General features: G+C 49.7%; 19 protein-coding genes. 11 read left to right on the forward strand and 8 right to left on the reverse strand.

Annotation, left to right across the window (positions count from 1 at the left end):
* Positions 1 to 53: 53 nt before the first annotated feature.
* On the reverse strand, positions 54 to 2495 hold the full coding sequence (locus tag ABV298_RS20000) for an outer membrane beta-barrel protein (protein WP_353717941.1): 2442 nt from the start codon (positions 2493 to 2495) through the stop codon (positions 54 to 56).
* A 309-nt stretch (positions 2496 to 2804) separates the two neighbouring features.
* On the opposite strand from ABV298_RS20000, the gene guaA reads away from it, so the two are divergent.
* Positions 2805 to 4334 carry a glutamine-hydrolyzing GMP synthase gene (gene guaA / locus ABV298_RS20005; protein ID WP_353717942.1) on the forward strand — a complete coding sequence of 510 codons (1530 nt, stop codon included), beginning with the start codon at positions 2805 to 2807 and terminating at the stop codon, positions 4332 to 4334.
* Between the two features lie 61 nt (positions 4335 to 4395).
* Here guaA and ABV298_RS20010 read toward each other — a convergent pair whose 3' ends face one another.
* Together ABV298_RS20010 and ABV298_RS20015 are read right to left on the reverse strand one after the other, a co-directional pair.
* Entirely contained in the window at positions 4396 to 4560 is a 165-nt protein-coding gene (locus tag ABV298_RS20010) for a DUF1328 family protein (RefSeq protein WP_083769210.1), read from the reverse strand.
* Between the two features lie 89 nt (positions 4561 to 4649).
* Entirely contained in the window at positions 4650 to 5249 is a 600-nt protein-coding gene (locus ABV298_RS20015; protein WP_353717943.1) for a hypothetical protein, read from the reverse strand.
* A 139-nt stretch (positions 5250 to 5388) separates the two neighbouring features.
* Here ABV298_RS20015 and ABV298_RS20020 point away from each other — a divergent pair, with 139 nt between their 5' ends.
* The gene (locus ABV298_RS20020) at positions 5389 to 7245 is read left to right on the forward strand and encodes a M1 family metallopeptidase (protein WP_353717944.1); all 1857 of its coding nucleotides are present in this window, start codon (positions 5389 to 5391) and stop codon (positions 7243 to 7245) included.
* Here ABV298_RS20020 and ABV298_RS20025 read toward each other — a convergent pair whose 3' ends face one another.
* The 3 genes from ABV298_RS20025 to ABV298_RS20035 all read right to left on the reverse strand — a co-directional run bounded on the left by ABV298_RS20025 (position 7246) and on the right by ABV298_RS20035 (position 11606).
* Positions 7246 to 9810, reverse strand: a complete 2565-nt coding sequence (locus ABV298_RS20025; RefSeq protein ID WP_353717945.1) for a DUF5686 and carboxypeptidase regulatory-like domain-containing protein — start codon at positions 9808 to 9810, stop codon at positions 7246 to 7248. It abuts the gene before it with no gap.
* Between the two features lie 200 nt (positions 9811 to 10010).
* On the reverse strand, positions 10011 to 10718 hold the full coding sequence (locus tag ABV298_RS20030) for a DsbA family oxidoreductase (protein ID WP_353717946.1): 708 nt from the start codon (positions 10716 to 10718) through the stop codon (positions 10011 to 10013).
* A 252-nt stretch (positions 10719 to 10970) separates the two neighbouring features.
* Complete coding sequence (locus ABV298_RS20035) at positions 10971 to 11606, reverse strand: NAD(P)H-dependent oxidoreductase (protein WP_353717947.1); 636 nt, start codon at positions 11604 to 11606, stop codon at positions 10971 to 10973.
* Between the two features lie 103 nt (positions 11607 to 11709).
* Between ABV298_RS20035 and ABV298_RS20040 the strand changes: the two genes are divergently transcribed.
* A complete protein-coding gene (locus tag ABV298_RS20040; RefSeq protein WP_353717948.1) occupies positions 11710 to 12078 on the forward strand; it encodes a helix-turn-helix domain-containing protein in 369 nt (122 codons plus the stop codon).
* Between the two features lie 19 nt (positions 12079 to 12097).
* On the opposite strand, the gene ABV298_RS20045 is transcribed toward ABV298_RS20040, so the two are convergent.
* The gene (locus ABV298_RS20045; RefSeq protein WP_353717949.1) at positions 12098 to 13186 is read right to left on the reverse strand and encodes an acyltransferase; all 1089 of its coding nucleotides are present in this window, start codon (positions 13184 to 13186) and stop codon (positions 12098 to 12100) included.
* 288 nt (positions 13187 to 13474) lie between these two features.
* Between ABV298_RS20045 and ABV298_RS20050 the strand changes: the two genes are divergently transcribed.
* Positions 13475 to 15373 (forward strand): gliding motility-associated C-terminal domain-containing protein, encoded by a 1899-nt coding sequence (locus ABV298_RS20050; RefSeq protein WP_353717950.1) that lies wholly within the window; start codon positions 13475 to 13477, stop codon positions 15371 to 15373.
* Positions 15374 to 15439: 66 nt separating this feature from the next.
* On the opposite strand, the gene fbaA is transcribed toward ABV298_RS20050, so the two are convergent.
* Positions 15440 to 16519 (reverse strand): class II fructose-bisphosphate aldolase, encoded by a 1080-nt coding sequence (gene fbaA, locus ABV298_RS20055; protein WP_353717951.1) that lies wholly within the window; start codon positions 16517 to 16519, stop codon positions 15440 to 15442.
* 239 nt (positions 16520 to 16758) lie between these two features.
* Between fbaA and ABV298_RS20060 the strand changes: the two genes are divergently transcribed.
* The 7 genes from ABV298_RS20060 to ABV298_RS20090 are packed head-to-tail and all read left to right on the forward strand — an operon-like array spanning position 16759 to position 24005.
* Positions 16759 to 16998, forward strand: coding sequence for a hypothetical protein (locus tag ABV298_RS20060; protein ID WP_353717952.1), 240 nt, complete (start codon positions 16759 to 16761; stop codon positions 16996 to 16998).
* Complete coding sequence (locus ABV298_RS20065) at positions 16995 to 18203, forward strand: hemolysin family protein (RefSeq protein WP_353717953.1); 1209 nt, start codon at positions 16995 to 16997, stop codon at positions 18201 to 18203. The genes ABV298_RS20060 and ABV298_RS20065 overlap by 4 nt, the downstream gene beginning before the upstream one ends.
* Before the next feature lie 31 nt (positions 18204 to 18234).
* Positions 18235 to 19125: a class A beta-lactamase, subclass A2 gene (gene bla, locus ABV298_RS20070; RefSeq protein WP_353717954.1), complete on the forward strand. Its 891-nt coding sequence runs from the start codon at positions 18235 to 18237 to the stop codon at positions 19123 to 19125.
* Between the two features lie 22 nt (positions 19126 to 19147).
* Entirely contained in the window at positions 19148 to 19768 is a 621-nt protein-coding gene (locus ABV298_RS20075) for an ABC transporter ATP-binding protein (protein WP_353717955.1), read from the forward strand.
* A 20-nt stretch (positions 19769 to 19788) separates the two neighbouring features.
* On the forward strand, positions 19789 to 23250 hold the full coding sequence (locus ABV298_RS20080; protein ID WP_353717956.1) for a gliding motility-associated C-terminal domain-containing protein: 3462 nt from the start codon (positions 19789 to 19791) through the stop codon (positions 23248 to 23250).
* Positions 23251 to 23308: 58 nt separating this feature from the next.
* Positions 23309 to 23647, forward strand: coding sequence for a hypothetical protein (locus tag ABV298_RS20085; protein ID WP_353717957.1), 339 nt, complete (start codon positions 23309 to 23311; stop codon positions 23645 to 23647).
* The gene (locus ABV298_RS20090) at positions 23562 to 24005 is read left to right on the forward strand and encodes a DUF4920 domain-containing protein (RefSeq protein ID WP_353717958.1); all 444 of its coding nucleotides are present in this window, start codon (positions 23562 to 23564) and stop codon (positions 24003 to 24005) included. Before ABV298_RS20085 ends, ABV298_RS20090 begins: the two co-directional genes overlap by 86 nt.
* Positions 24006 to 24013 lie beyond the last annotated feature (8 nt).

Genomic DNA, 24013 nt, shown 5'->3' on the forward strand with positions numbered 1-24013 from the left:
AACAAACCTAACTAATTTATGAACACTGGTCTTGTCAGACCGGAATTCCACTTTTAATTGCCACCTGCGCGTTTCTGCAAATCATCCGAGCCGGTATTGCGCTGGCGTGCTCCCTTCACGTTCTGGTTACCGAAGTTGTAAGTGAAGGTCAGCCTGAACTGCCGGCTGGGCCATTCCGAACGCACCTTGAAATCGATATCCTTGTACACCGCGGTGCCATTGAAGCGGTTGGTCCAGAAAATATCGTTCACATTCAGGCGGATCGTTCCTTTTTTGTTCAGGATATTCTTTTGAAGGCCCGCATTGATCATCCCCATCGGGTGGGCCCGGTACAAGCCGTAGAACTGTCTGCTATTATACCACCCCGAGAGCTCTGCGGACCATCCCTTGCCCAAAGTAAATTGGTTGCTGGCGTACATATTCCACGAAACCTGCTTGATTTCGAGCTGTTGTTCGAGGTAATATGACTTGTAATGGTTGTACACACCGGTAAAGTTCGCCTGCACTTGCCACCATTTCGTGACCGGAATGGGGAACGAGACCGTCAGGCTGATGTTATCCTGGTTGTCGAGGTTATCCGACGTTACGAATGTCTTGTTTTCCGAAGCGATTTGCTGGGGCAGCTCGTCGGCGATCATATCTTTAATGCGGCTGTAAGCCAGCGTGGTATTCAATGCATTTTTGTAAACGTGTACCAACTGGAATGAATGCGTGTATTGCGGTTTCAGATTAGGGTTACCGCGCTGGAATGTGTATGGGTCGAGGTAAAACTCGAAGGGGTTCAGCGACTGGTAATTCGGACGGTCGATCCGGCGGCTGTACGACAGGTTGATCACGTTGTTGGTATCCAGCTGGTTCGACAGGAAAACACTGGGGAACAGGTTAATGTAGTTTCTGTCGCGTTTCTGGTTCAGCGTGATCGAGTTGCCGATCGAGTGCGTATGCTCTGCGCGGAGGCCTACCTGGTACTTGATCTTTTTGGATAATGCGCCGGCATAGTTCACATAGGCCGCATTAACGTTTTCGGTGTATTTGAAACGGTTGGACCGTTTTGGGTCGAGTTGCCAGCTATCGATAAAGGTTTCGAAAATCATATCATTATCCGAAGTTACGTAGCTCGATTTCAAACCGGTTTCGAACTTTCCTTTGCCGATCGGCTGTGTGTAATCCAGCTTTGCCATCGCGATGTTGATGTCCGAAGGCATATCGTTCCGGACGATTTCCGTCGCAGCTTCATCCGGTGTTCCGTTCGAGTTGAAGTAACGCGTATCGAGCTGGCTTTTCTTCTTGCCGCCGTAATGCACATAGTCGAGATCGAATGTCAGCTCCTTTCCTTTGTCGTTGAACTGGTGTTTCAGGTTCAGGTTGGAACTGATGTTGTTCATTTTACCGCCATTGAAAACATTGGTCCGGAACGTCCGCTGAAGGCTCAGGTTCTCATTCAGGATCCGGGTGTTGGTTTGCCCGAAAGGGTTGCTCCAATCGTTGTAGAACCCTGAAACCAGTACGCCCACCGTGGTTTTGTCCGTTGCAAAGTAATCGATTCCCGCGCGCACATTATAGTATTCCGACCGGTTGATCCGCTCCGTTTTCTGGTCGAAGATCGTCACTTTGCCCTCGTACGGAATGCGGCGGTAAATGTCGTTGTTGTTGAATCCTTTGTTATAAAAAGCGCCTGCGCTGATAAAGGAACTCACTTTCCCCGCGCGATGGTTAAGTGTTCCGGTTGCATTGGCACGGCCGTATTTCGCCCACGCGCCGCCGAGGTTGATATTGCCATTCGTGCCGTAGTTCTTGTTGCGCTTCATTTTGATGTTGATGATCCCCGAGTTACCTGCCGCGTCGTATTTGGCCGACGGGTTTGTGATCAGTTCAATTTTTTCAATGTTGTCGCTCGGCGTATTGCGCAGAAGCGTGATTAGTTCCTGTTGGGACAGAAAGGTCTGTTTTCCGTCGATTTGAACAATTACGCCTTCCTTGCCCCGCAATTTCAATTGCTCGTTTTGCTGGTCGACGGTCACGCCGGGGGCACGTTCCAGCACTTCCAATGCAGTTGCGCCGGCCGAAACAATGCTGTTTTCCACATTTACCACCGTCCGGTCGATTTCCTGCTCGATGAACGGCTTTTTAGCCACGACAGTGACTTCGTTCAGCGACTGTGTGTCGGTTTTAAGTGTGACGGTAGGGAGGTTTACGGGAGTGTCTTTTACATCGAAGGGTTCGCTGTATGCTTTCCGGTAGCCTACCATCGACACCAGGGCGAGGTACTTGCCGGCAGCAACCTGATCGAATACATATCTGCCATTTTCGTCCGCGGCAACACCCTTTACAAGTACCGAGTCTTTGGCTTGCAGGAGCAGGATATTCACGAATGGGAACGGCTGCGACTTTTCATCCAGCACCGCGCCGGTGACTTTGGCTTTTCCGGTAAGTGGCTGGGGAGCTTGTGCGTGCACAAATCCACTACCCAGCAGCAGTGCTGCAGTTAGGTTCATCAAGATTTTCATGGCTAATAGTTAAAGTTCAGCGTACCCCGGGGTGAATTTTTCCATCAGGTACACTGCAAAGATAGGTACTTGGTATAACATAGAACCTTCGATTACATAAATGGTTCTTATATTACATAAGTGGTGTGTGTCTATCTTTCGGGTTATAGATACAAAGGGATAAAAGGAAGTTGCATATCGGCTCGAAAAAAGTTTAAACGGTTAAATAGCTGTTTGAACGACAAAATGGCGAAGTTTCAACTTCGTTTTTTGGTTTTCCTTCAATCTCCCTACCTTTGCGTTTTAGATAGCATATATATGACTGAACAAATTCTGATTTTAGATTTTGGTTCACAGTACACCCAGTTAATTGCACGCAGAGTCCGCGAACTGAATGTTTATTGTGAAATCCACCCATACAACAACTTCCCCGAACTCACTCCCAACGTCAAAGGCGTAATTCTCTCAGGAAGCCCCTGTTCGGTAAGGGACGAAGATTCTCCCCGGATCGATCTCAACAAGTTTCGCAAAACAATACCCCTGCTTGGCGTATGCTACGGCGCGCAGCTACTCGCCCAGGAACTGGGCGGTGATGTGAAACCTTCGCAGCACCGGGAATATGGCCGTGCCCGGCTGCAAATCGATGATACCGATTCCTCGTTACTGGCGGGCTTGTCGGAATCGTCACAGGTGTGGATGTCGCACGGGGACACGATCGTACGCGCACCGCAGAACTTCCACGTGATCGCTTCGACGGAATCGGTGAAAGTAGCCGCATTCAAAATCGAGGACGAGCTGACCTACGGTATTCAGTTCCACCCCGAAGTTACGCATACAGCCGAAGGCAAGAAGCTGCTGCATAATTTCGTGGTGAACATCTGTGGTTGCCGCCAGGACTGGACTTCGGAATCGTTTGTGGAGCATACCATCGAACAGCTCCGCCAGAAACTGGGGAACGACAAAGTAGTGATGGCATTGTCGGGTGGTGTGGATTCGACGGTAGCGGCAACATTGATCCATCACGCGATCGGACAAAACCTATATTGCATTTTCGTAGACAACGGCCTGTTGCGGAAAGATGAATTCGAGCAAGTGCTGCATTCTTACCAGGACATGGGCTTGAATATCAAAGGTGTGGACTCCAAATCGCACTTTTACCAGTCGTTGTCGGGCCTGAGCGATCCCGAAGCGAAACGCAAGGCGATCGGAAAGTCGTTTATCGATATTTTCGATCAGGAAGCGCACTTAATCGAGGATGTAAAATGGCTGGGGCAAGGTACGATTTACCCCGACGTAATTGAATCGGTCTCGATAAAAGGCCCTTCGGCAACCATTAAATCACACCATAACGTAGGTGGTTTGCCGGATTTTATGAAACTCAAAGTGGTTGAACCGCTGAACACCTTGTTTAAAGACGAGGTGAGGGCCGTTGGACGTACGCTTGGCATCGACGAAAAGATCTTGGGCCGTCACCCGTTCCCTGGCCCTGGCCTGGCAATCCGCATTCTCGGTGAAATTACGCCCGAAAAGGTTTCGATTTTGCAGGAAGTGGATGCGATCTTTATCGGAGGGCTGCGCAAATGGGATCTTTACAAAGACGTCTGGCAGGCAGGCGCCATGCTTCTTCCCGTACAAAGCGTAGGTGTAATGGGCGACGAGCGTACCTACGAGCGGGTGGTCGCGCTTCGAGCGGTAACATCGGTCGACGGTATGACAGCCGATTGGGCGCATTTGCCATACGACTTCCTCGCGGAAGTTTCCAACGACATTATCAATAAGGTAAAAGGGGTGAACAGGGTCGTTTACGACATATCTTCCAAGCCACCTGCCACCATCGAATGGGAATAGCGAATACGAAAAAAAGCGGACATCAAGTCCGCTTTTTCGTTTATTGTACTATCCGGAGCCGTCAGGATCGCCCGACGCCACGGCTTAATAAGCTCAACACGAAAAGAACGAGGAATACGAAGAAAAGAATTTTAGCAATTCCGGCTGCTCCTGCTGCTATACCGCCGAATCCGAGGATCCCGGCTATGATAGCGATGACGAGAAATATTACGGTCCATCTAAGCATGATTGACAAATATTTAGGTTTTCGATTATTGATTTCTGAACCAATAATTACCAACACCATGCCAGAAGCGCAAATGTGCTGCAAACGCCCTAAACCGTTGCTATCTCCTTAAAATGAGGTTTTTTGTGGAGAATGATGCCCAATTTCAGGCTTCCAGTCCATTCTGCAGCATCGCCTCCCATACATTGATGTGTTTCCCGTCGAGAACTTCGAAGGGCATGTCCCAGTCCATTGTTATCCATTGGCGGTCTGATGAGAAGATGGAGATTTTCTTTGTGAGGGAGCTGATCCAGATTACTTTCTGAACGCCAAAAGTCGAGCAATCTCTGACTTTTTGTTTCAACATATTCAAACTCGTTAGAGAACAGATCGGAGCAATCGGCCCTCACATCTACTTCGATCACTACCTGGGGAGGAACGTTGGCATAATGAATATTGTCTAACGCTATTTTGAGTTGCCCTTTTCGGTAAATGGCAATATCGTTGGCTAGGTTTGTGCCGCGCTCGACGTGAATGCCGGGCTTATTCGTCCCTACCAGGTAATCGTCGGGCCGGAAGAGATCGAGTATTTGTCTTAGAATAGCCGTAATTATAAACCATTGTAGTGTGCTGGTACCCATTATTTCTTCTACCGTTTTGGTGCCCACGAGATAATCGCGGTATCCTTTTGCGGTAAACTGGACGCCCATCAAATTCCTCGTAAATAAGTGCTTTTGGTATTTCGATGGAGCGTTGCATAGTAGTGAGTTTTTTTCAAATTTATAATTTTTCCCCTATAAACCAGACAATTCCGTTAATTTGCGGTTTAATCAAATTACGATCGTTCGAATGAAGTTTAATTTATCCGTGTTGTTGCTGGTTGCGTTTGCGCTCCCGGTTTCGGCACAAAGTGACCGTTGGCAGCAGCGTGCGAAGTATCAGATGGAAATCGATTTTGACGCTGTCAAACACCAGTACAAAGGCACCCAGAAACTTGTCTACACCAACAATTCTCCCGATACCCTTCATAAGGTATTTTACCATTTATACCTGAATGCATTCCAGCCGGGAAGCCAGATGGACGTCCGTTCGCGGTCCATCAGCGACCCCGATTCACGCGTTAAGGACCGTATTTCGAAGCTATCGCCCACGGAAATCGGTTACGAAAAGGTTCTGTCTCTCAAACAAAACGGAAAAGCGCTCAAATACGAAGTCGTGGGTACCGTCCTGGAAGTGACTTTGAACGAAAAGATCCTGCCGAAATCGAACCACACCTTTGAAATGGAATTTGAAGCGCAGGTGCCACTGCAGATTCGCCGTACAGGCCGTAACAATGCCGAGGGCATCGATTACTCGATGGCCCAGTGGTATCCCAAAATGGCAGAGTACGATTACGACGGCTGGCATGCCGATCCGTACATCGGTCGGGAATTCTATGGAATTTGGGGCGACTTCGACGTGAAAATCACAATGGATGCCGCTTATACCATCGCGGGAACCGGCTATTTGCAGAATCCCGATAAAATCGGCCATGGGTATTCCACCAAAAACATTACCCATAAACCCGGCGACCGCCTTACCTGGCATTTTATAGCGCCCGAAGTACACGACTTCATGTGGGCGGCGGACCGCGATTACCAGCACGACATTGTAAGAGTGGATGACAACCTGGATCTGCATTTCTTCTATCAGACTGATACACTGGCCAATGTGTGGAAACAAATGGAGCCGCTGGCGGTGCGTTCGTTCAAGATCATGAACGAGCAGTTCGGACGTTATCCTTATAAGCAATATTCGATCATTCAGGGCGGCGACGGCGGTATGGAATACCCGATGGCGACGCTCATCACCGGCCGGTTAAACCTGCACGCGTTAACCAGCGTAACCGTCCACGAATCGATTCACAGCTGGTTTCAGGGAATTTTGGGGACTAATGAATCCAAATATCCCTGGATGGACGAGGGGTTTACCACTTACGCGCAGAATGTCGTGATGGCGGAGCTCTTCCCCGCAAAAGGCGATCCGCAACGCAATGCTACGACCAGCTACCGCAGTCTGGTGAAGTCGGGCACGGAGGAGCCGCTTACGACCCATGCCGATCACTATAATACCAATAAAGCATACAGCATAGCCAGCTATAATAAGGGCGCCGTTTTTCTGAACCAGCTCAACTATATTATGGGTAAGGAAACATTTCAGCGTGGAATGAAGCGGTATTTCAATGAATGGAAGTTCAAGCATCCGAACCCCACGGATTTGAAACGCATAATGGAAAAGGAATCGGGACTGGAGCTGGACTGGTTCTGGGAGAATTTCGTGGGAACCACAAAAACGATCGATTACAGTATCCGTGAAGTAGCCGCGAATGCGGGTAAAACGGACGTAGTTCTGGAAAGGGTAGGTCAAATGCCGATGCCACTGGACGTGGTGGTGAGCTATAAAGACGGCTCGCAGGAGAATTTTTACATTCCGCTCGAAATCATGCGCGGTGAAAAAGACGAGAAACTATATCCCAAAACCACCCTGATGGCCGACTGGGGCTGGACTTACCCGGAATATTCCTTCACCATCGACCACAGCATTTCCGACATTCAGACGATCGTAATCGACCCGAGTCAGCGCATGGCCGACGTCGATCCCGACAACAATGTATGGCCGACGGTTTCCAAAACCACGCCGCGCTTCAAGGCCGGCAAAGCGAAATAACTACCGTCCGAACCGAAACGAGGCCCCGATGCGCCATCCCATGCCTTTGAAATGAGAGCCATGGAATTGCGCGACGGCCTCCAACCGGACGATCCGCACGATATTATCGATCCCGTAAACCGCTTCCGTATAATTCCGGATCGTTGGGACGCGCAGGTAATGCAGCTGTAATGTTTCGGAAATACCTGTCACCCGCAACGCCTGTACGCGCGTGAGCAGGAAATGCTGCATGGTCCAGGTCAGGTGCGTCTGGAAAAACCATTTCGATGTGCTGTAACGGTAATAGGGTAGCATGCGGAACTGGTCTGGCGGGTACACGTACTGAAAAAAGAACTCATTGCCCATAAAATGCCGGTAGTCGGGGAAATACAGTTTTTTGGTACTCAAAAAACCACCGCCATTAACCAGGTATTCCAGATTACTGCGGGGGCCGAGGCTTAAATCCTGGCGGATCGTGCCTTGCAGCAGGGAATAATCCACATCTCCGAGAAAGCCCAGCCCGCTTTTATAATTAATGCTAAAAGAAGGCCCTTTGCTCCGGAGGTACCGCTTTTCGCCATTTCTGATGAGATATCTCCTCCACGGGCGCAATGTTGCGGTGGCATCGAATATCCATGCATTGTGGTCCCTGAAACCGGTGTTTTCCAACTCGCGGTTAACCGGCCTGTTGGGCGTGAACCCGAACTGGCTCCAGAAAATGATCGGCCGGGCGCTTTCCTGATTGAAAAGCTCCTTGCGGTGCTCGAAATCGAGGCTTGCGTTCAGGCTAAGGACGTCGCCGATATTGCGGAGCGTGTACTGGATGCGGCCATATTGTTTCTGGTATAATTTCATCAGGCTGCGGTCGAAAAAACGTGCCGCCACACTGTTGGGCAACGGCAGAATGGGCTCGTGGTTGTTGATTTGCGATGCCATTTCGCCACCGGAAAGGGACAGGTTCCACCGGTTATCGCCGATATTGGTTTCCAGGTTACCATAAAGCCTCTTTCGCCCGAAAGAATAGCGTACGAGCGGGCGCACGCTCAGGTACGACGACTTAGCCCATTTTTTTTGCCACTCGGTGATAATGTTGATGGCATTGCCCTCAACCGAATTGTAACTGACCGACAGCAGCGGGCTTTTAAAATAGAAACTGTTGCGATTGCCTAATGTGTAGGTATTGCCCGTAAGGATATGAATGGGCTTGAAATGCGTGGAATCCGGCTTGGTCTTGACCCGGATCGAGTCCTTCACGACTTTAATGCTATCCTGCGACACGTAGCTCGAAACCTCCGACCTGGTCAGTGGAATAGGCCGGAGGGCCTGCCAGTAAGTTGTATCGCGCTTATTGGCCATCGAATCGATCACAATGGAATCCTGGCGTACGAGCCGGTCGTTGCCAAGTTGCTCCTCTCGCTCTTTTTTCTGCTGCTTTTCGTATTGTCTGGTCAGTTTTCTGAAATTTTTAGTAGAAAACTCCTTCTGTGCCCGGATCAGGTTTTCGAGATTCTTACCGTCTTTGGTTTTGGGTACATCCTCTTTCTTGTGATCGGCGATTATAATATCCTCCCGTAAGCCGGGGTCTACATCGAGTTTTTGATAGGTCAGTGACACGAGGTAACGAAATTCACCGGCAAACCCGAGGTAACTTCCATTCAATTTGAATTGCTGGTTAACCGGAATCCATACGCCTTGTACGGGACTGAAAATCTGCTTGGCGGAAATATTCAAACCGCTGGTGGTGGTTTGCAGGTCGTAGCTGTGAATCGCCCAGCGATCTTCGAGTATAAACAAACTTCCCCTGAAAACCCCTTCGCCGTAGGCTTTGGGGATTACCTTTATTTTATTGACGATTTCGCCTCTTTCTTCGAAATAACCTTCGTATTCGAATTTGTAATAGGCAAACGACTTGGGCGAAAGGGGTGAAATCGTGCCGGCGATTTCGGGACTGTACAAACTGGCCAGAACATATTCGTTCGGAGAGGGGATGCTGTTGTCCAGGCTGTTGCGGGTGGATATGATGCGCTGGCTGTAATTGTTGGGCCGCCGGTACCTGATTTCCGCCACGCTCTCGTTGAGAATGGCTTTTCCTTGCTGCACCCCTTCTTTTTTCAACCGTTTTTGAAGCAGAAAGGGAATTTTGGTAGCTACACCGGTGCTGCGGGAATACACCTTTGCCGTGTAGCCGCGCACCTGCAACTGGTGAAAACGCGCTTTGGCGATCGCCCGCCGCATAATGCTGTAAGCAGGATCTTCCTTCGACTTGCCGATGGTCGCCTCTTGCAAGCTCAGCGCCTGCTCTTCCATTATCACGTTCAGCACGATGAAGTCGTTACCGACAGTGATGCTTTTGGAAATGCTTTTGAAACCCAGGTATTGGAAAATGATCTCGTAGCTCCCGGGAGCCAGGCTGAACTCGTATTCGCCTTCCCCGTTGGCCATCGTACCGTTGCTGGTGCCCTTCACCGCGACGCCCGCATAGGGAAGGGCCTCGCCATTTTTCGTGGTAACGCGTCCCCTGATCCCGCCCGCCTGGGTGAGCTTCTGTACCGTCAGAAAAAGCAGCAGTAAAGCCAGAAAACGCATATAGCCGGAATAAGGTGCTGACAGCGGCGGTTGTGGAAGAAAATATTTTGCAACAAATTATCGCAATTAGCACAAAATACATGACATTCCGGAGGCGCGCCTCTGACTTTACTTATAGAACCGTACCAGCGACGGGCCGAAAAACAAAAAAAGTGACATGCCGGAGTTCCGAAATGCCACTTTTAATAAATGATTATTGTTTATTCGCACGCACCGTCGATCGTGCAGTTGGCACCGTCGGCCAGGCTCACGAGCGGTTTGGGATTGGCTTTTTCCCATTCGGAAAATGATTGCTGCAACGCACCCAGAAATGTTTCGGTGTGCTGTGCTCCCGAAACCGCATATTTGCGGTCAAGGACAAAGAAGGGAACACCCCGTGCGCCTACCTGCTGGGCCTCGTAAATATCGCGGCGCACCTCCTCACTGAAACGCGTTCCTTCCAGAACTGCCCTCAACTCAGCGGCATTAATGCCGATTGCTACGCCCAGCTCAACCAGGGTGTCATGGTCGGCCGTATTCTTGCCGTCCGTAAAATAGGCTTTAAACAATTGCTCTTCCGCCGCGTCGCCGAGCCCCTTGGTTTTCGCAAACTGTAAAAACCGGTGTGCGTCGAAGGAATTGGCAAGCACCGCTTTATCCATATTATATTCAAGGCCCACTTCGGCAGCTATATTCGTCACATGGTCATTGACTTGCTGCGCATATTCCGGCGTCCAGCCTTTTGTTTCGGCCAGGTAGTCGTTAATGCTGCGGCCCGGCTCGGTTTTCATCTGAGGGTTCAGCTGGAAGCTCTTCCATTCCACCTGAATCCGGTCGCGCTGAGGGAATTCCGCCAGCGCACTTTCAAAGCGCCTTTTGCCGATGTAGCAAAAAGGGCACATTACATCACTCCATATTTCGACTTTCATAGTATCGTTGGTCTGTAATTGTATTAATGGGAGGGGGGCATTTGTTGTCAGGTGTTGTCATTTTTAGTCAGGTGTAGTCATTTGTTGTCAGGTTTAGTCTTTTGTTGTCAGGTTTTCATGTGTTGCCACATTTCTAACTCACCTGACCATTCCTGACTACACTTGACCACCCTTGACTATTCCTGACCATCTCTGACCACACTTGACTATTCCTCACCACTCCCGACTTTCAACCTCCCGCTATTAAAAAGCTCAGATGGAAATAAAAAGTTCTTCATGCGCCCGGCGCACCTTCTTTGCATTCACATAAGGGTCTTTTTCCGCGTCGCGGTAGCCCAACGCCAGGATTACCACGCTCCGAAGCCCTTTCTCGCGAAGGCCGAGAATTTCGTCCAGTTTCGCGGCATCGAAACCTTCCATCGGCGTAGCATCCACCTCTTCGGTAGCCGCCGCCACCAGTCCGTGGCCCAACGCAATGTACGCCTGCCGCACCGACCAATCGAAGTTCACGTCTTCGCCGCGGCTAAGGATACCGCCGTTAATGCTGCTGTGGAAGCCTGCCAGCGATTCGAGGCTTACATTGCGCGTAGAAGCGACGAGTTTGAGATAATCCTCCACATGCTGTGCCGTCAGCTTTTCCCACGCCGCGAAAATCAGCAAATGCGAAGCATCGGGGATCTGCGCCTGCCGGGGTGCCGCTTCCTGGTAGATCCTGTCCTTCAATATTTTATCCTCCACGATCACGATATTGTAGGGCTGCAAACCCACCGAAGAGGGCGCCAGTTTGATGGCTTCGAGGATATTGTCCAGCTTTTCCCGGGGAATGGCCTGGCCGTTCATTCTTTTGGTGGCGTAACGCCAGTTCAATTTTTCTATTAACTCGCTCATTTTTATCTAAGTTTGATGTGCCGTTGATTAATCGGTATACAAACTTAGATAAATTTACTATACATTTGTAAGTAGTATACAAAAGGATAGTGAAAAACAGGCTATGGAAAAAACAAGAGAATCTCAACCGCACACCTGGGGCGAATGCACCAAAAGCATCCTGCCCGTGCGCGACGCATTGGAAGTACTCAGCGGCAAATGGAAGCTGCCCATCATCATATCCCTCATGTTCGGCAACAAGCGCTTCTCGCAAATCGCGAAAGAAGTGCCCGGCATTACCGATAAAATGCTCTCGAAGGAACTGCGGGAGCTGGAAAGCAACGACCTCGTGAAACGGACGGTTTATGATTCCATTCCGGTGATAGTGGAGTATTCGTTAACGGAATACGGGCATTCGCTGGAAATTGTGATCAAGACGTTACGGGATTGGGGCGTAGCGCACCGGAAGCGGATGATGAGTTCTGTGGAATAGTCCCTCTTACAGACCCTATTTACCTTAGTCGGCTCCGCAGGAAATTTTTGACAGGCAATTCAAAACCCCGATACGTTAAATACGACAGGCCGTAGGTGGAAACGATAAATGTAACGAGTGTTCCGCCATTGATCGGGTTAAATAATCCGTATAAAACAAAGAGGGTATGAAATATTATCTGCAAAGGGAAGTGAAGCAGATAGGAGGCGTACGTCATATCTCCTATTATCGCCCACGATTTTCCGCGGTTAGGCAAACGAAATTGAAGCCACGCGAGAAAATATACGGTCGCGGGCAATATGCTGATACAGGCCAGGAAAATTTTCAAATGGCCGGACCGAATAAATGTCGACGGATAAAAGGCAATGCCGGCCAGGCAAAGAGCGAAAGCAGGGAGCCGGTTCTTGCTAAAATCTGCTCCTGAAATCCCGCATTGATGTTTAAACAACCAATGTAATAAGCCGCCCACGAAAAAGCAGAGAATACCGGCGCCCAAGTGTATCCCGCCGATAGCGAGCCCGAGCAGGCTCATAATGACTAAGAATTTCGGACGCGAAGGTATAAACCGGCAAAAAAGAAAGAAGATCGCGTACAAGAGCACTTCCACCGATACCGACCAGACAGGCCCGTTAAATGAGTGCCCGTCCTGCAAACCCCAGAAGGACATGAAGCCCAATTGGAGTATGAAATGCTTCAAGTCGTTATACTTATAGACAAAAAACGACCCAAAAAGCCGGTGATGGCCGAATTGAAGCCCGCAAGTAAGCAATAGCGTAAGCAAATGTAGTGGGTACAACCGCGAGAATCTGTTTGATGCGAACGTTTTCAACGACACGGAGCGACGGGCGATATCATCCGAATACATAAAGAAGAAAACAAAGCCAGACAGGATAAAAAATAGATAAACCGCCAATTCTCCATATTCGTACAATGGTTTCAGAATGACGTATCCCGGTTGTACAGCTCTGTCGAAGTCGGGCCGGCGCTCCGTGTTGTCGAAAAAGAAATGTTGGTAATGCCAGATAAGGATGGCGAAGGATGCAGCTCCTCTTAATATATCGAGAAAGTAAAATCGGTGAATCGGATTATGGGCGATCGTGGTGTTCATATTGCCCAAATTAATTGCGCCCGGATGGGCTATTGAATTCGCATGATCGACAGGCTGGTTATAAATGTGCAAGTGGTAAAACTCAGCGATTAATTGCCCGAAACGCCAGCATGGGAGCGAACGTTAATTCTGCGAAATGGTCATGGAAGTTTACTGCCATGTCTGATAATTGAACTCCGCCCGTTGCTCATCGGATTTCAACTACTATTGGCCGATTGGTTATAATGTGCGTGAATACCGCCGCGGTTTTCACATCAAGACCTCACATTTAAACACTCTGTCGATAGGATGATGAAACTGTTTCTAATTGCTACGCTGCTATGTTGCTGTACTAAGGCATTCAGTAAGTCAATCGTAGGAAGCCACCTTGAATGGCAGGCGATTTCCATTGAACAAGGGGAATATAAAGTTACTTTGAGGCTTTATCTCGACGAAACCAGTGGCGAATTGGATCAGCAGAAGCAATATGTGTACTTAATTCAAAATGATGAACATTGGAAGAGGGAGGGTGTTTGGAAGTATTTTGGCCTGTTTTACCTCAATCTAAAATCCTCTGGGAAAATTGAGCAGGCCCCATTGCCGTGCAGAGGTGTTGGGCAGAGGGATGTTTTCCTAAATATTTATGAAAGCGTCATAAAAGTGCCAGAACTGGCACAACTTCCCTCGATCAATGGCTTTGTAGTTGCCTGGCGTTCGCAAATTGGGCAGCGGGATGGTGGAGACAAAAATTTTGTTAATTCATCACTGGCCTATGAATGGGTAACTGTGACAATTCCTCCAATAACAGAAGCGGGTACCAGTATTCGTAATTGGAGCCCGGTAATCGATCATATCAATACATTCGCCATCTGCAAAGGTGAGTTAGTGACAATCCCATTGCCGGCGAGCGACCACGATGGGGACAATCTGAAATATAACCTGTCGAAGCCATACGGAATTCATAACATGCGTTTTGGCTTACTCACTGATAGCATATATGTTTCCGGTTTTGTTTGGGCATCGGGCTACACTGACCAGCACCAAATGCACGGAAATCCCGCCCTTACCATCAATGAAAACACCGGCGAAATCACAGTCAAGCCCAGTGAGGAAGGCCAATACTTTATCGGCATTTCCGTGGACGAATATCGAAATGGTCAAAAGATCGGTTCGGTCAGTTTTTATTACACACTCACGGTCGTGGATTGCAACGAGCAGCAGGTTTGGGATAAGGAAATTTATAAAGACACCACATCTGTCCGGCTCGTAACTATCTGCGAGGGCTCACAAGCAACATTAACCTCCAAACAAACCTTCCCCGGCCCGCAGCCGGAATTTCAATGGACTAAAAACGGTAAAACCATCTGGGGAGCCAATGCACAAAGCATTACCATTTCGGAAGAAGGCGAATATCAGCTTTTAGTAAAGAAAATAAACGGCTGCCCCAATTCATTCGAATCAGAAACCGTCAATGTAAGTATCATATCTTCCAGCGCGGAAATGGATAGCATTCCGCCCATTTGTGATACTACGCTGCCAATCGCATTAAATGCGACGCCGCCGGGCGGGACATTTACGGGTACTGGCGTAACCGGCAGCATGTTCGACCCGGCAATTGCCGGTGAAGGGACGCATGAAATACAATATGCAATACAGGGCTCGGAAGCTTGCCCGACTGCCGTTGCCAGGAGAAAAGTGTTTATAAGTCTGGCGCCGGAGCTTGATTTGGAAGATATTCTGTATACGTCACGGGATAAGCCCATTCACATTGGTGTCAAAGATTCACTCGATGTAGCTTACCGGTGGACGCCCCCAATGTACCTGAATAGCGACGCTTATGCGGACCCTCTATCGACGCCTTCCGCCGGTATTACCTACACAGTCACAGCCACGAATGCGTACGGTTGCACGACGAGCCGTGAGGTTAAAATCAAAATTGTCGAGAGCATTTTTATTCCGGATGCATTCACGCCGAACGGTGATGGTGTTAATGAAACGTGGGAGTTAAAGGGCATTGAGGCATACCCTAATTGCCATGTGACGATTTATAACCGATGGGGTGAGGTGATATTCCATTCAATGGGTTACCAAAATGCATTTGACGGAACGGTGGGGGGCGCATTGCAAATGTCTGGTGTGTATGCGTACAAGATCCGGCTCACTGAAAATAGCCCCGACTTGACGGGCTCGCTGACAATAATCCGTTAGCGTTTCAACCCAAAAAAAGAAAAGCAACCCTCACAGATTGCTTTTCCATATCATTCCAGCAGGAAATTATCCCAGCTGATTAATGCAGTTCAAATCTTCGAACGCCACTTTCAGACGAGCGATCATGCTCTCTTCGCCTTTGCGCAGCCATACGCGCGGGTCATAGTATTTTTTGTTCGGAGAATCCGGGCCTTCGGGGTTGCCGAGCTGGGCTTGGAGGTAACCTTCTTTGGCTTTGTAATAGTTGAGAACACCTTCCCAGGTAGCCCATTGCATGTCGGTGTCGATGTTCATCTTGATCGCACCGTATTCAATTGCTTCGCGGATTTCTTCGCGGGATGAGCCCGATCCTCCGTGGAATACGAAGTTAACAGGCAGGTCGCCGGTGCCGAATTTCTCTTTAATGTAGTTTTGCGAGTTGCGAAGGATTTTCGGCTCAAGTTTCACATTACCCGGCTTGTACACACCGTGAACATTACCGAATGCAGCCGCAATGGTGAAGTTAGGGGAGATTTTCGAAAGCTCTTCGTAAGCGAATGCCACTTCCTCAGGCTGGGTGTAGAGTTTCGAGCTGTCAACATCCGAGTTATCAACGCCATCTTCTTCGCCACCGGTTACGCCGAGCTCGATCTCGAGTGTCATGCCGATTTTAGCCATGCGCTCGAAATATTTAGCGCAGATTTCGATGTTTTCGTGCAGAGGCTCTTCCGAAAGGTCGAGCATGTGCGAACTGTACAAAGGCTTGCCGTGTTGGTCGAAATAACGCTCGCCGGCTTCCAGCAGGCCGTCGATCCACGGGAGGAGTTTTTTCGCGCAGTGGTCGGTATGAAGGATCACCGGAACTTCGTATAATGCCGCCATTTGGTGCACGTGCATCGCACCCGAGATACCGCCCGCGATCGCCGCTTGCTGGTTGGCATTAGAAAGGCTTTTTCCTGCGTAAAATATAGCTCCGCCATTTGAAAACTGTACAATAACAGGGCTGTTAACCGCTTTGGCTGTTTCCAGGACCGCATTCACCGAATTGGTTCCTACCACGTTCACTGCCGGAAGGGCGTAGTTGTTTTCGTTGGCGTGGCGGAAAATTTCACTGACTCCATCGCCGGTTACAACACCGGGTGCAAAGCGTTTTGTCGTTTCGCTCATAGTAATAAAGGATATTTTTTCAAGAATTAATTTTACAATTCAAGTGTCGGCCCTGAATTGTACGGCAATCCCTGCAAGTTAGCTATTTTAGGCAAAATGGCCGAGTTATGTATGGTTTATTATGCGTTGGAACGAAGATTAATGCATCGGTGACCGTTTTGGCACAATCTGTGGTATCTTTGAAAATCATTACAAATACGGGGCCTCGGTCCCGCATGTTTTAAGAAGAACCTTCATTAATGAATTCCAAACTGATCCGGACGGTTTTCCTGGCACTCGCATTCGGTTTTCTCGTGCTGTGGGTGCTCGAATTCCGGCGCGCCGGGCTTTTCGAAAGCTACTGGCTTTTATTGTTGTGCGTAATCTGTTTCTTGCTGTTCCAGTTCAGCCGTCTCAAAGCGGCAGCGGCTGCCAAAGAGGCGGGAGAACCCAAGTCGGCAGAGCAGAAACCGAAACCTGGTAAAAAACCGAAGAAATGAACCTGATATTCCTGGTTACCACGATCGTATTCTTCATGCTGGCAGGCTACTACGGCGCCGTGCGGTCGGTGTTGCTCGATGTGTGGATCGACCGGTATTCGCTCAGGCACGAGAAAAGCGAGCAGGTGGAGCAAACGCTCTACTGGCGCCGGATTCTCCGCATGATCCGCCTGCTGGCCGTCGCATTGGGCTGTTTTATGGGGGTAATTACCATATTCCCGTTGTTTGAGCTGAACACCGGCACGCAAAACTGGCTGCTGATTATCGCATTGTTCGCGGTACTGGCGGTTTTGTGGATGGCCTGCTATTCGGGCTGGGTTAAAATCGGTCGCAGTTTCCCTAAGGTGCTTGACCTGAAAGCTTTCCCCGTACGCTTCGGCGAATGGCTCATGACGCCGCTTTATTGGGTGATCGAGCCGTTTGTCAGGGAAAACATATTATCGCCTTCGCTACGGGACGACATTATCTCCGCCGACGATCCCGATTTCGACGACCATAGCATTGAAGAAAAAATGTTTATCAATGCATTGGATTTCAAAGATTTGCGCATTCGTGACTGTATGATTCCCCGGACGGAAATCTCGGCGGTGAATGTGAACGCGAGTATCGAGGATTTGCGGACGGCGTTCCTTACGAGCGGCCACTCCAAAATTATCGTGCATAAAGAGTCAGTAGACGAGGTGCTGGGCTACTGCCACGCTTTGTCCTTATTCAAAAAGCCAAAAGAGATCAGCAGCATTATCACACCTATCCTGATCGTGCCCGAGGCCATGCCCGCGCGCGACCTGATGCTGCGGTTCCTTGAAGAACGCCGCAGCATTGCATTGGTGGTGGATGAATTCGGCGGGACGTCGGGCCTGGTGAGCGTGGAAGATGTGGTAGAGCAGATTTTCGGGGAAATCCAGGATGAATACGACACGACCGAGGACTGGACGGAGCGCCAGCTCGACGAACACACTTACATGCTCAGTGCGCGCCATGAGCTGGATTATCTGAATGAAAAATATGGTTGGGAGCTTCCGGAAGGCGATTATGACACCATTGCGGGTATGCTGATCCATTTCTACGGCGATTTGCCGGATGAAAACGAGGTGGTGGAAATACCGCCGTACTCTTTCCAGGTTGTTTCAGTACAAGACACGCGGATCGAATTGGTCAAGCTGACAATTGAAGATCGAAGATCCGAACGAAACGGCCACAATTAATCCCTCAAACACCGAGCCTAAGATTACCCCTATGACCAGATTCGCGCGTATTTTAATTTTAACATTATTCTTTCCAATCCTTGCGTTTGCTCAGCAGGCAAAACTTAAATCCGAAATCGAAACCATTGGCAAGCAGGCTCAGGGCATTGTGGGAGTGGGTGTGATGGATTTGAAAACAAAGGAAACGCTGCTGATTAACCAGGATCACAAGTTTCCGATGCAGAGCACATTCAAGTTCCCGCTGGCAATGGCGGTGCTGGACCTGGTGGATGAGGGGAAATTCGAACTCGACCAGAAAGTCCACGTTATGCAATCCCGGCTGGAAAAGAACACGCACAGTCCCATGCGCGACAAGCACACAGGCAGGGATTTCGATATTACCATTGGCGGGCTGATTGCTTACGCCGTTTCGCAAAGCGACAATAATGCCTGCGATATTCTGTTCGGGCTGGCTGGTGGTACCCGAAAAGTGAACGATTATGTCCACTCGCTGGGCGTGAAGGACATTGAGATCGCGGCCACGGAAAAGGAAATGGCCCGGAGCTGGGATGTACAATATACCAATTATGCCCGCCCTACGGCATACCTGCAATTGCTGCAAATCGCCTATGAGCGCAAAACGCTGTCGAAAACGAGCCACGATTTTCTTTGGAAAACATTGGTAGAAGGCCCCACAGGTTTGAAAAGAATCAAAGGACTGCTGCCCAAAGGAACCGAAGTGGCGCATAAAACGGGTACTTCGGGAACGAACGACAAAGGCGTAACGGCCGCGACGAACGATGTGGGCATTATGAAGTTACCCAACGGAAAGGCGATAGCATTAGCGGTGTTCGTTTCGGACGCATCCGCGAACGCCGATACCCGCGAGCTGGTAATCGCCAGGATCGCGAAGGTTGTTTGGGATTACTACGGCGGTAAATAACGAAGCATATCATAGAGAACCAGTGCGGATTACAGTCGATAAAATAGGGAAGAAGTTTATCAAAGAGTGGATTGTCAGGAATGCCAGCTTCGAGCTTGCGGCAGGCGGGAAATACGTATTCGTAGGACCGAACGGAAGCGGCAAGTCGACATTGCTGCAATTGCTGACGGGCATGATCCCCGTTTCCGAGGGCAAAATCACTTATAATGATCGTAACGGTAGGGAAATCGAGATCGACCATTGGTACAGGCACATCGTTATCGCAGCGCCCTACCTCGAACTGATCGAAGAATTTACGTTACGCGAGCAGATCGAGTTTCATAGCAAGTTCAAGCCATTCAAAAACGGCATTTCAGCCAGGGATTTCGAGGATTTTATACAGCTTCCGCATGCGAGCGGGAAAATCATCCGTCATTTTTCGTCGGGCATGAAACAGCGGGTGAAACTGGGGCTCGCATTCCTTTCGGATGTGCCGGTGGTTTTTCTGGATGAGCCGACAACCAACCTGGATGTGCAAGGCATCAAATGGTACCTGGACCACGTACTGGCGAATACGGAGAATCAGCTTGTTTTGCTTGGTTCGAATGTGCGGCAGGAATACGAGTTTTGTGAAAATATCATCTCGGTTTCTGCGTTCAAATAGAAAATCCTGCCGCGTAGACTATGCAGAAAACTCTACGGCTTCTCTTTATATCGTTTCTGATCATCGTCCGCGCGGCCGGTCATTCCGGGGCTGCTCCAGCCTATTTTATCGAAAACAAAGGCCAATGGGGCAAGGACGTTCTTTTTCGGGCGGCTATTCCCCGAGGTTTTCTGTTTTTGAAGGAAAATTCGCTGCTTTATGTGCTCTATGACGGTGCGAAGGTTTCGGCCTTGCATGCGCAGGGGTATGGCCACTTGCCTGCCACGCGCCTGGATATGAGTGCGCCTGGTATACGTGCGCATGGAGTGGAAGTGAAGTTCCTGAATGTATCCGTGAATGTCAGTTACCGGAAGGTCAAGGAAAGTAAAACGCTGTTCAATTATTTTCTGGGTAACGATTCCGGCAAATGGGCAGCCGGTGCCAGGGGGTATGAAGAGGTTGTTTATGAGGACATTTATCCGGATATCGACCTGCGCATTTACCTGAACCAGGCGAAATTGAAGTACGAATTTATTGTCGGGCCCGGAGCAGATGCTTCAAAGATCAGTTTTCAATACAAAGGTGCGGATAAAGTTGCGCTGAATGAAGCAGGACAGATCGTTGTCAAAACGTCGGTAGGGGATTTCAGGGAGGCACAGCCCTATTCGTTTCAGCAACAGGCTGATGCCCGAATCACGGAGGTGCCTTCGGCATTCCGCCTTTCGGGCGATAATACCGCCCATTTCGAGCTGCCGGGCGGCTATAACAAGTCGCTTCCGCTCACTATCGATCCCGAACTCGTATTTTCCACTTATTCGGGCTCGGCAGCCGACAACTGGGGGCATACTGCAACTTACGATGATGAAGGTAACCTTTATTCCGGCGGCACCGTCTTCGGGACGGACTTCCCTGCGACCACGGGTGCTTTCCAGGTGAAATTTGAAGGGCTGGTGGATGTTTCGTTAATGAAGTTCAATCCCGACGGTTCCGACCTGCTCTACGCGACTTTTCTCGGCGGCGACCAAACCGACGTACCTGCAAGCCTGATCGTCAATAACAGGAAAGAGCTGCTCGTTCTGGGGACTACTTCCTCGAAGGATTTTCCTGTTGGGGCCAATGCGTTTCAGCGGGTATTCGGCGGCGGGGTAAATATTGAACCTATTTCCGGCCTCAGGCTCGCCAACGGCGGCGATCTCTTTGTTTCCAAACTCAATGCGGCCGGTAACCAGCTCACGGGCTCGACGTTTGTCGGAGGGAATGGTAACGACGGCGTCAGCATCACCGATAATGTCACCATCCGCAATTATGGCGACAGTTTCAGGGGAGAAATAGGCGTCGACGGGAATGACCAGGTTTATGTGGTTTCATCGACTAATTCAGCCAATTTTCCTTTGAAAAACCCTGCACAAGCCAGGCTGGCGGGAGGGCAGGACGGCGTGGTCGTGAAACTTTCCGCCGGGCTGGACCAATTGTTGTGGGCAACCTACCTGGGCGGCGACAAATGGGATGCGGCTTATTCATTGAAATTGGCCGTCGATGGCGAGGTATACGTCGCGGGAATTTCGCAGAGTGGTAATATGCAGGTGAAACCCGGAGCCTATCAGTCAGCATTGAAAGGCCTCGAAGACGGTTTTGTGGCCCGTTTTGCGAATGACAGGCTGTCCGCGCTAACTTATCTTGGAACCGATAAGGAGGATGGGGCTTACCTGCTGGATCTGGACCAGGCTGGCCAGGTATACGTTTATGGGCTCACGATGGGTAGCTATCCGGTAAGTAAGGGAGTATATCAGAATGCTAAAAGCGGGCAATTCGTGCATGCATTGAATGCCGCATTAACCCAAAGCCTGTTCTCGACGGTAATCGGGTCCGGGCGCGGAACGCCGGATATTTCGCCGACAGCATTCCTGGTGAGCGAATGCGGTAACATTTACCTCGCCGGTTGGGGCGGAAATGTGAACAGCGGCACTGCCAATAATCCGGCCAGCACTACCACCGGCCTTCCGGTGACCGACGACGCCATTCAGACCGCCACCAACGGCAGCAATTTTTATATAGCCATCCTCGAACAAGGGGCGAAATCGCTCTTGTATGCGACATTTTTCGGAAGTCTGTCGCGGGACACGCGGCTGCAAGGCGACCATGTGGACGGAGGGACGAGCCGGTTCGACAAAAACGGGATGATTTACCATGCTACCTGCGCCTGCGGAGGCAGCCATTTCCCGACAACCCCGCAGGCGTGGTCGGAGACCAACAATAGCGACAATTGCAACAATGCCGCATTCAAGATCGATATCGATCGCCTGAAAGCAGATTTTGACGTGTATGCGGGCCAAACCAAGGATGTTCTGAAAGGTTGCGCGCCCCTCGAACTGACATTTGTGAATACCAGTGACGGGGGAGTCGATTATATCTGGGAGGTGAACGGAGCGACGATTTCGCGGGATAAGGGGCAATCGGAATACACATTTACGAAACCAGGGGAATACACTGTGAAGCTTACCGCCTATAACCGGCTGAGCTGTAAACGAATGGACTTTGCGGAAAAGAAAATAGTGGTGGAAACACTGGCGACAAAAGTCACCGGCGATACTACTGTTTGTGAGAATACCGCCGTGAAGCTGAGCGCCAGTGGCGGTACCCAATACAAATGGTCGCCGGCTGCGGGCCTTGATAATGCCGGTATACCCGGCCCGGTGGCGACGGTGAAAGAAACGGTCGAGTATTCGGTCGAAATCAGTAACGCGGCAGGCTGTAAAGTAACGGAGCGCGTAAAAATAAATGTCGAGAAAAAGACGGATTTCGTGGGATTGCCGGATACGGAAGTGTGCCAGGGGGCTACCGTAACGCTTACCGTTTCGGGCAATGCGCCACAATATAAATGGCATGCAACGACAGGGCTCGAAGAAACAATCGGGAAAACGGTAACCGTTAAACCGACGCAAACGACGACTTACCTCATTGAAGGTCTGTACGAAGACGGATGCCGGCCGATTCGTGAAATCACCGTGAAGGTTGATCAGTCGTACGCGCCCGATTTCGAGATGGTACGGTCCGGCGGGGCCTGCAACGAGCCGTTTTTCTATTCATTTACCAGTAAAAATGGCAAAGCGCACAGCTATGAGTGGAATATGGGCACAGGGAGCCCTGTAACAGACCCGGAAGTAAAGAACTACATCTACGAGGTTCCCGGGGAATACACGGTTACGCTGACTGCCTACAATGCGACCGGTTGCTCACTCACGACCTCCCGAAAAATCAATGCGGAACCCGCATTTACATTAAGCAACGTGATCACGCCCAACGGCGACGGTAAAAACGACTTCTTCATCGTTCCGGTGGCATCGTCCACATTGGAAATTTTCAACCGATGGGGGAAATCCATTTTCAAATCGGCCGACTACAAAAACGATTGGGGCAAGGGCATTGCCAATGGCACCTATCTTTACGTAGTGGACACGCCCCAGGGCAATCACTGCAAAGGCTGGGTGGAGGTGCTCGAATAGCGGGCTTTGATTGCATCGGGGGGAGGTGTTAGATTTATATAGATTATCGCTTAGCAGTATGGAACGTATCATTTTGGAAGTAAATGATGAACTCGCGAAAGCCTGGCGTAATGCGCCTCCGCAGTTTTGTGAAAAACCTGAAAAGGATTTGGAGAAACAGATCACAAAGAGCATACGCCAAGCCGAGCGTGAGAAACTTTTTAGGCTTATTGAGGAAGTTCAGAAGGATGCCAGGAAGAAAGGATTAACACAGAGGAACTGCGATATTAAATTCAAAAGACTTTTTGATACACTTTTAAACGAGCAATCATATGAAAAAACTATCGGCTTTACTGCTGCTTATCTTCACCGTCTCCTTTGCGAGGGCCCAAAGCCATTTTGGCAAGCAAATCGATGATTCAAAGGCGATTGAAGCGAAGGAACTTCCCGCGAAAATGGGAGATAAAAGTGAAATACTGGCCAAGGTGACCGGGACAGTCGAGTCGGTTTGTCAGGTTAAAGGCTGCTGGATGAAGGTTAACCTCGATAACGGCGAAACGATGCGGGTGATGTTCAGGGATTATGCGTTTTTTGTTCCGAAAGACATTGCCGGCAAAACAGTGGTTTTTGAAGGAGAGGCCAAAAAAACAACGGTGCCGGTGGAACATTTGAAGCATTATGCGCAGGACGCCGGCAAAACCAAAGAGGAAATTGACAAAATCACCGAACCGAAAAACGAACTGACGTTCATTGCCAATGGTGTAATCGTGAAATAATCTCTTCG

Origin of the sequence: Dyadobacter sp. 676, assembly GCF_040448675.1 — a bacterium.
In the GTDB taxonomy this organism is placed as follows: domain Bacteria; phylum Bacteroidota; class Bacteroidia; order Cytophagales; family Spirosomataceae; genus Dyadobacter.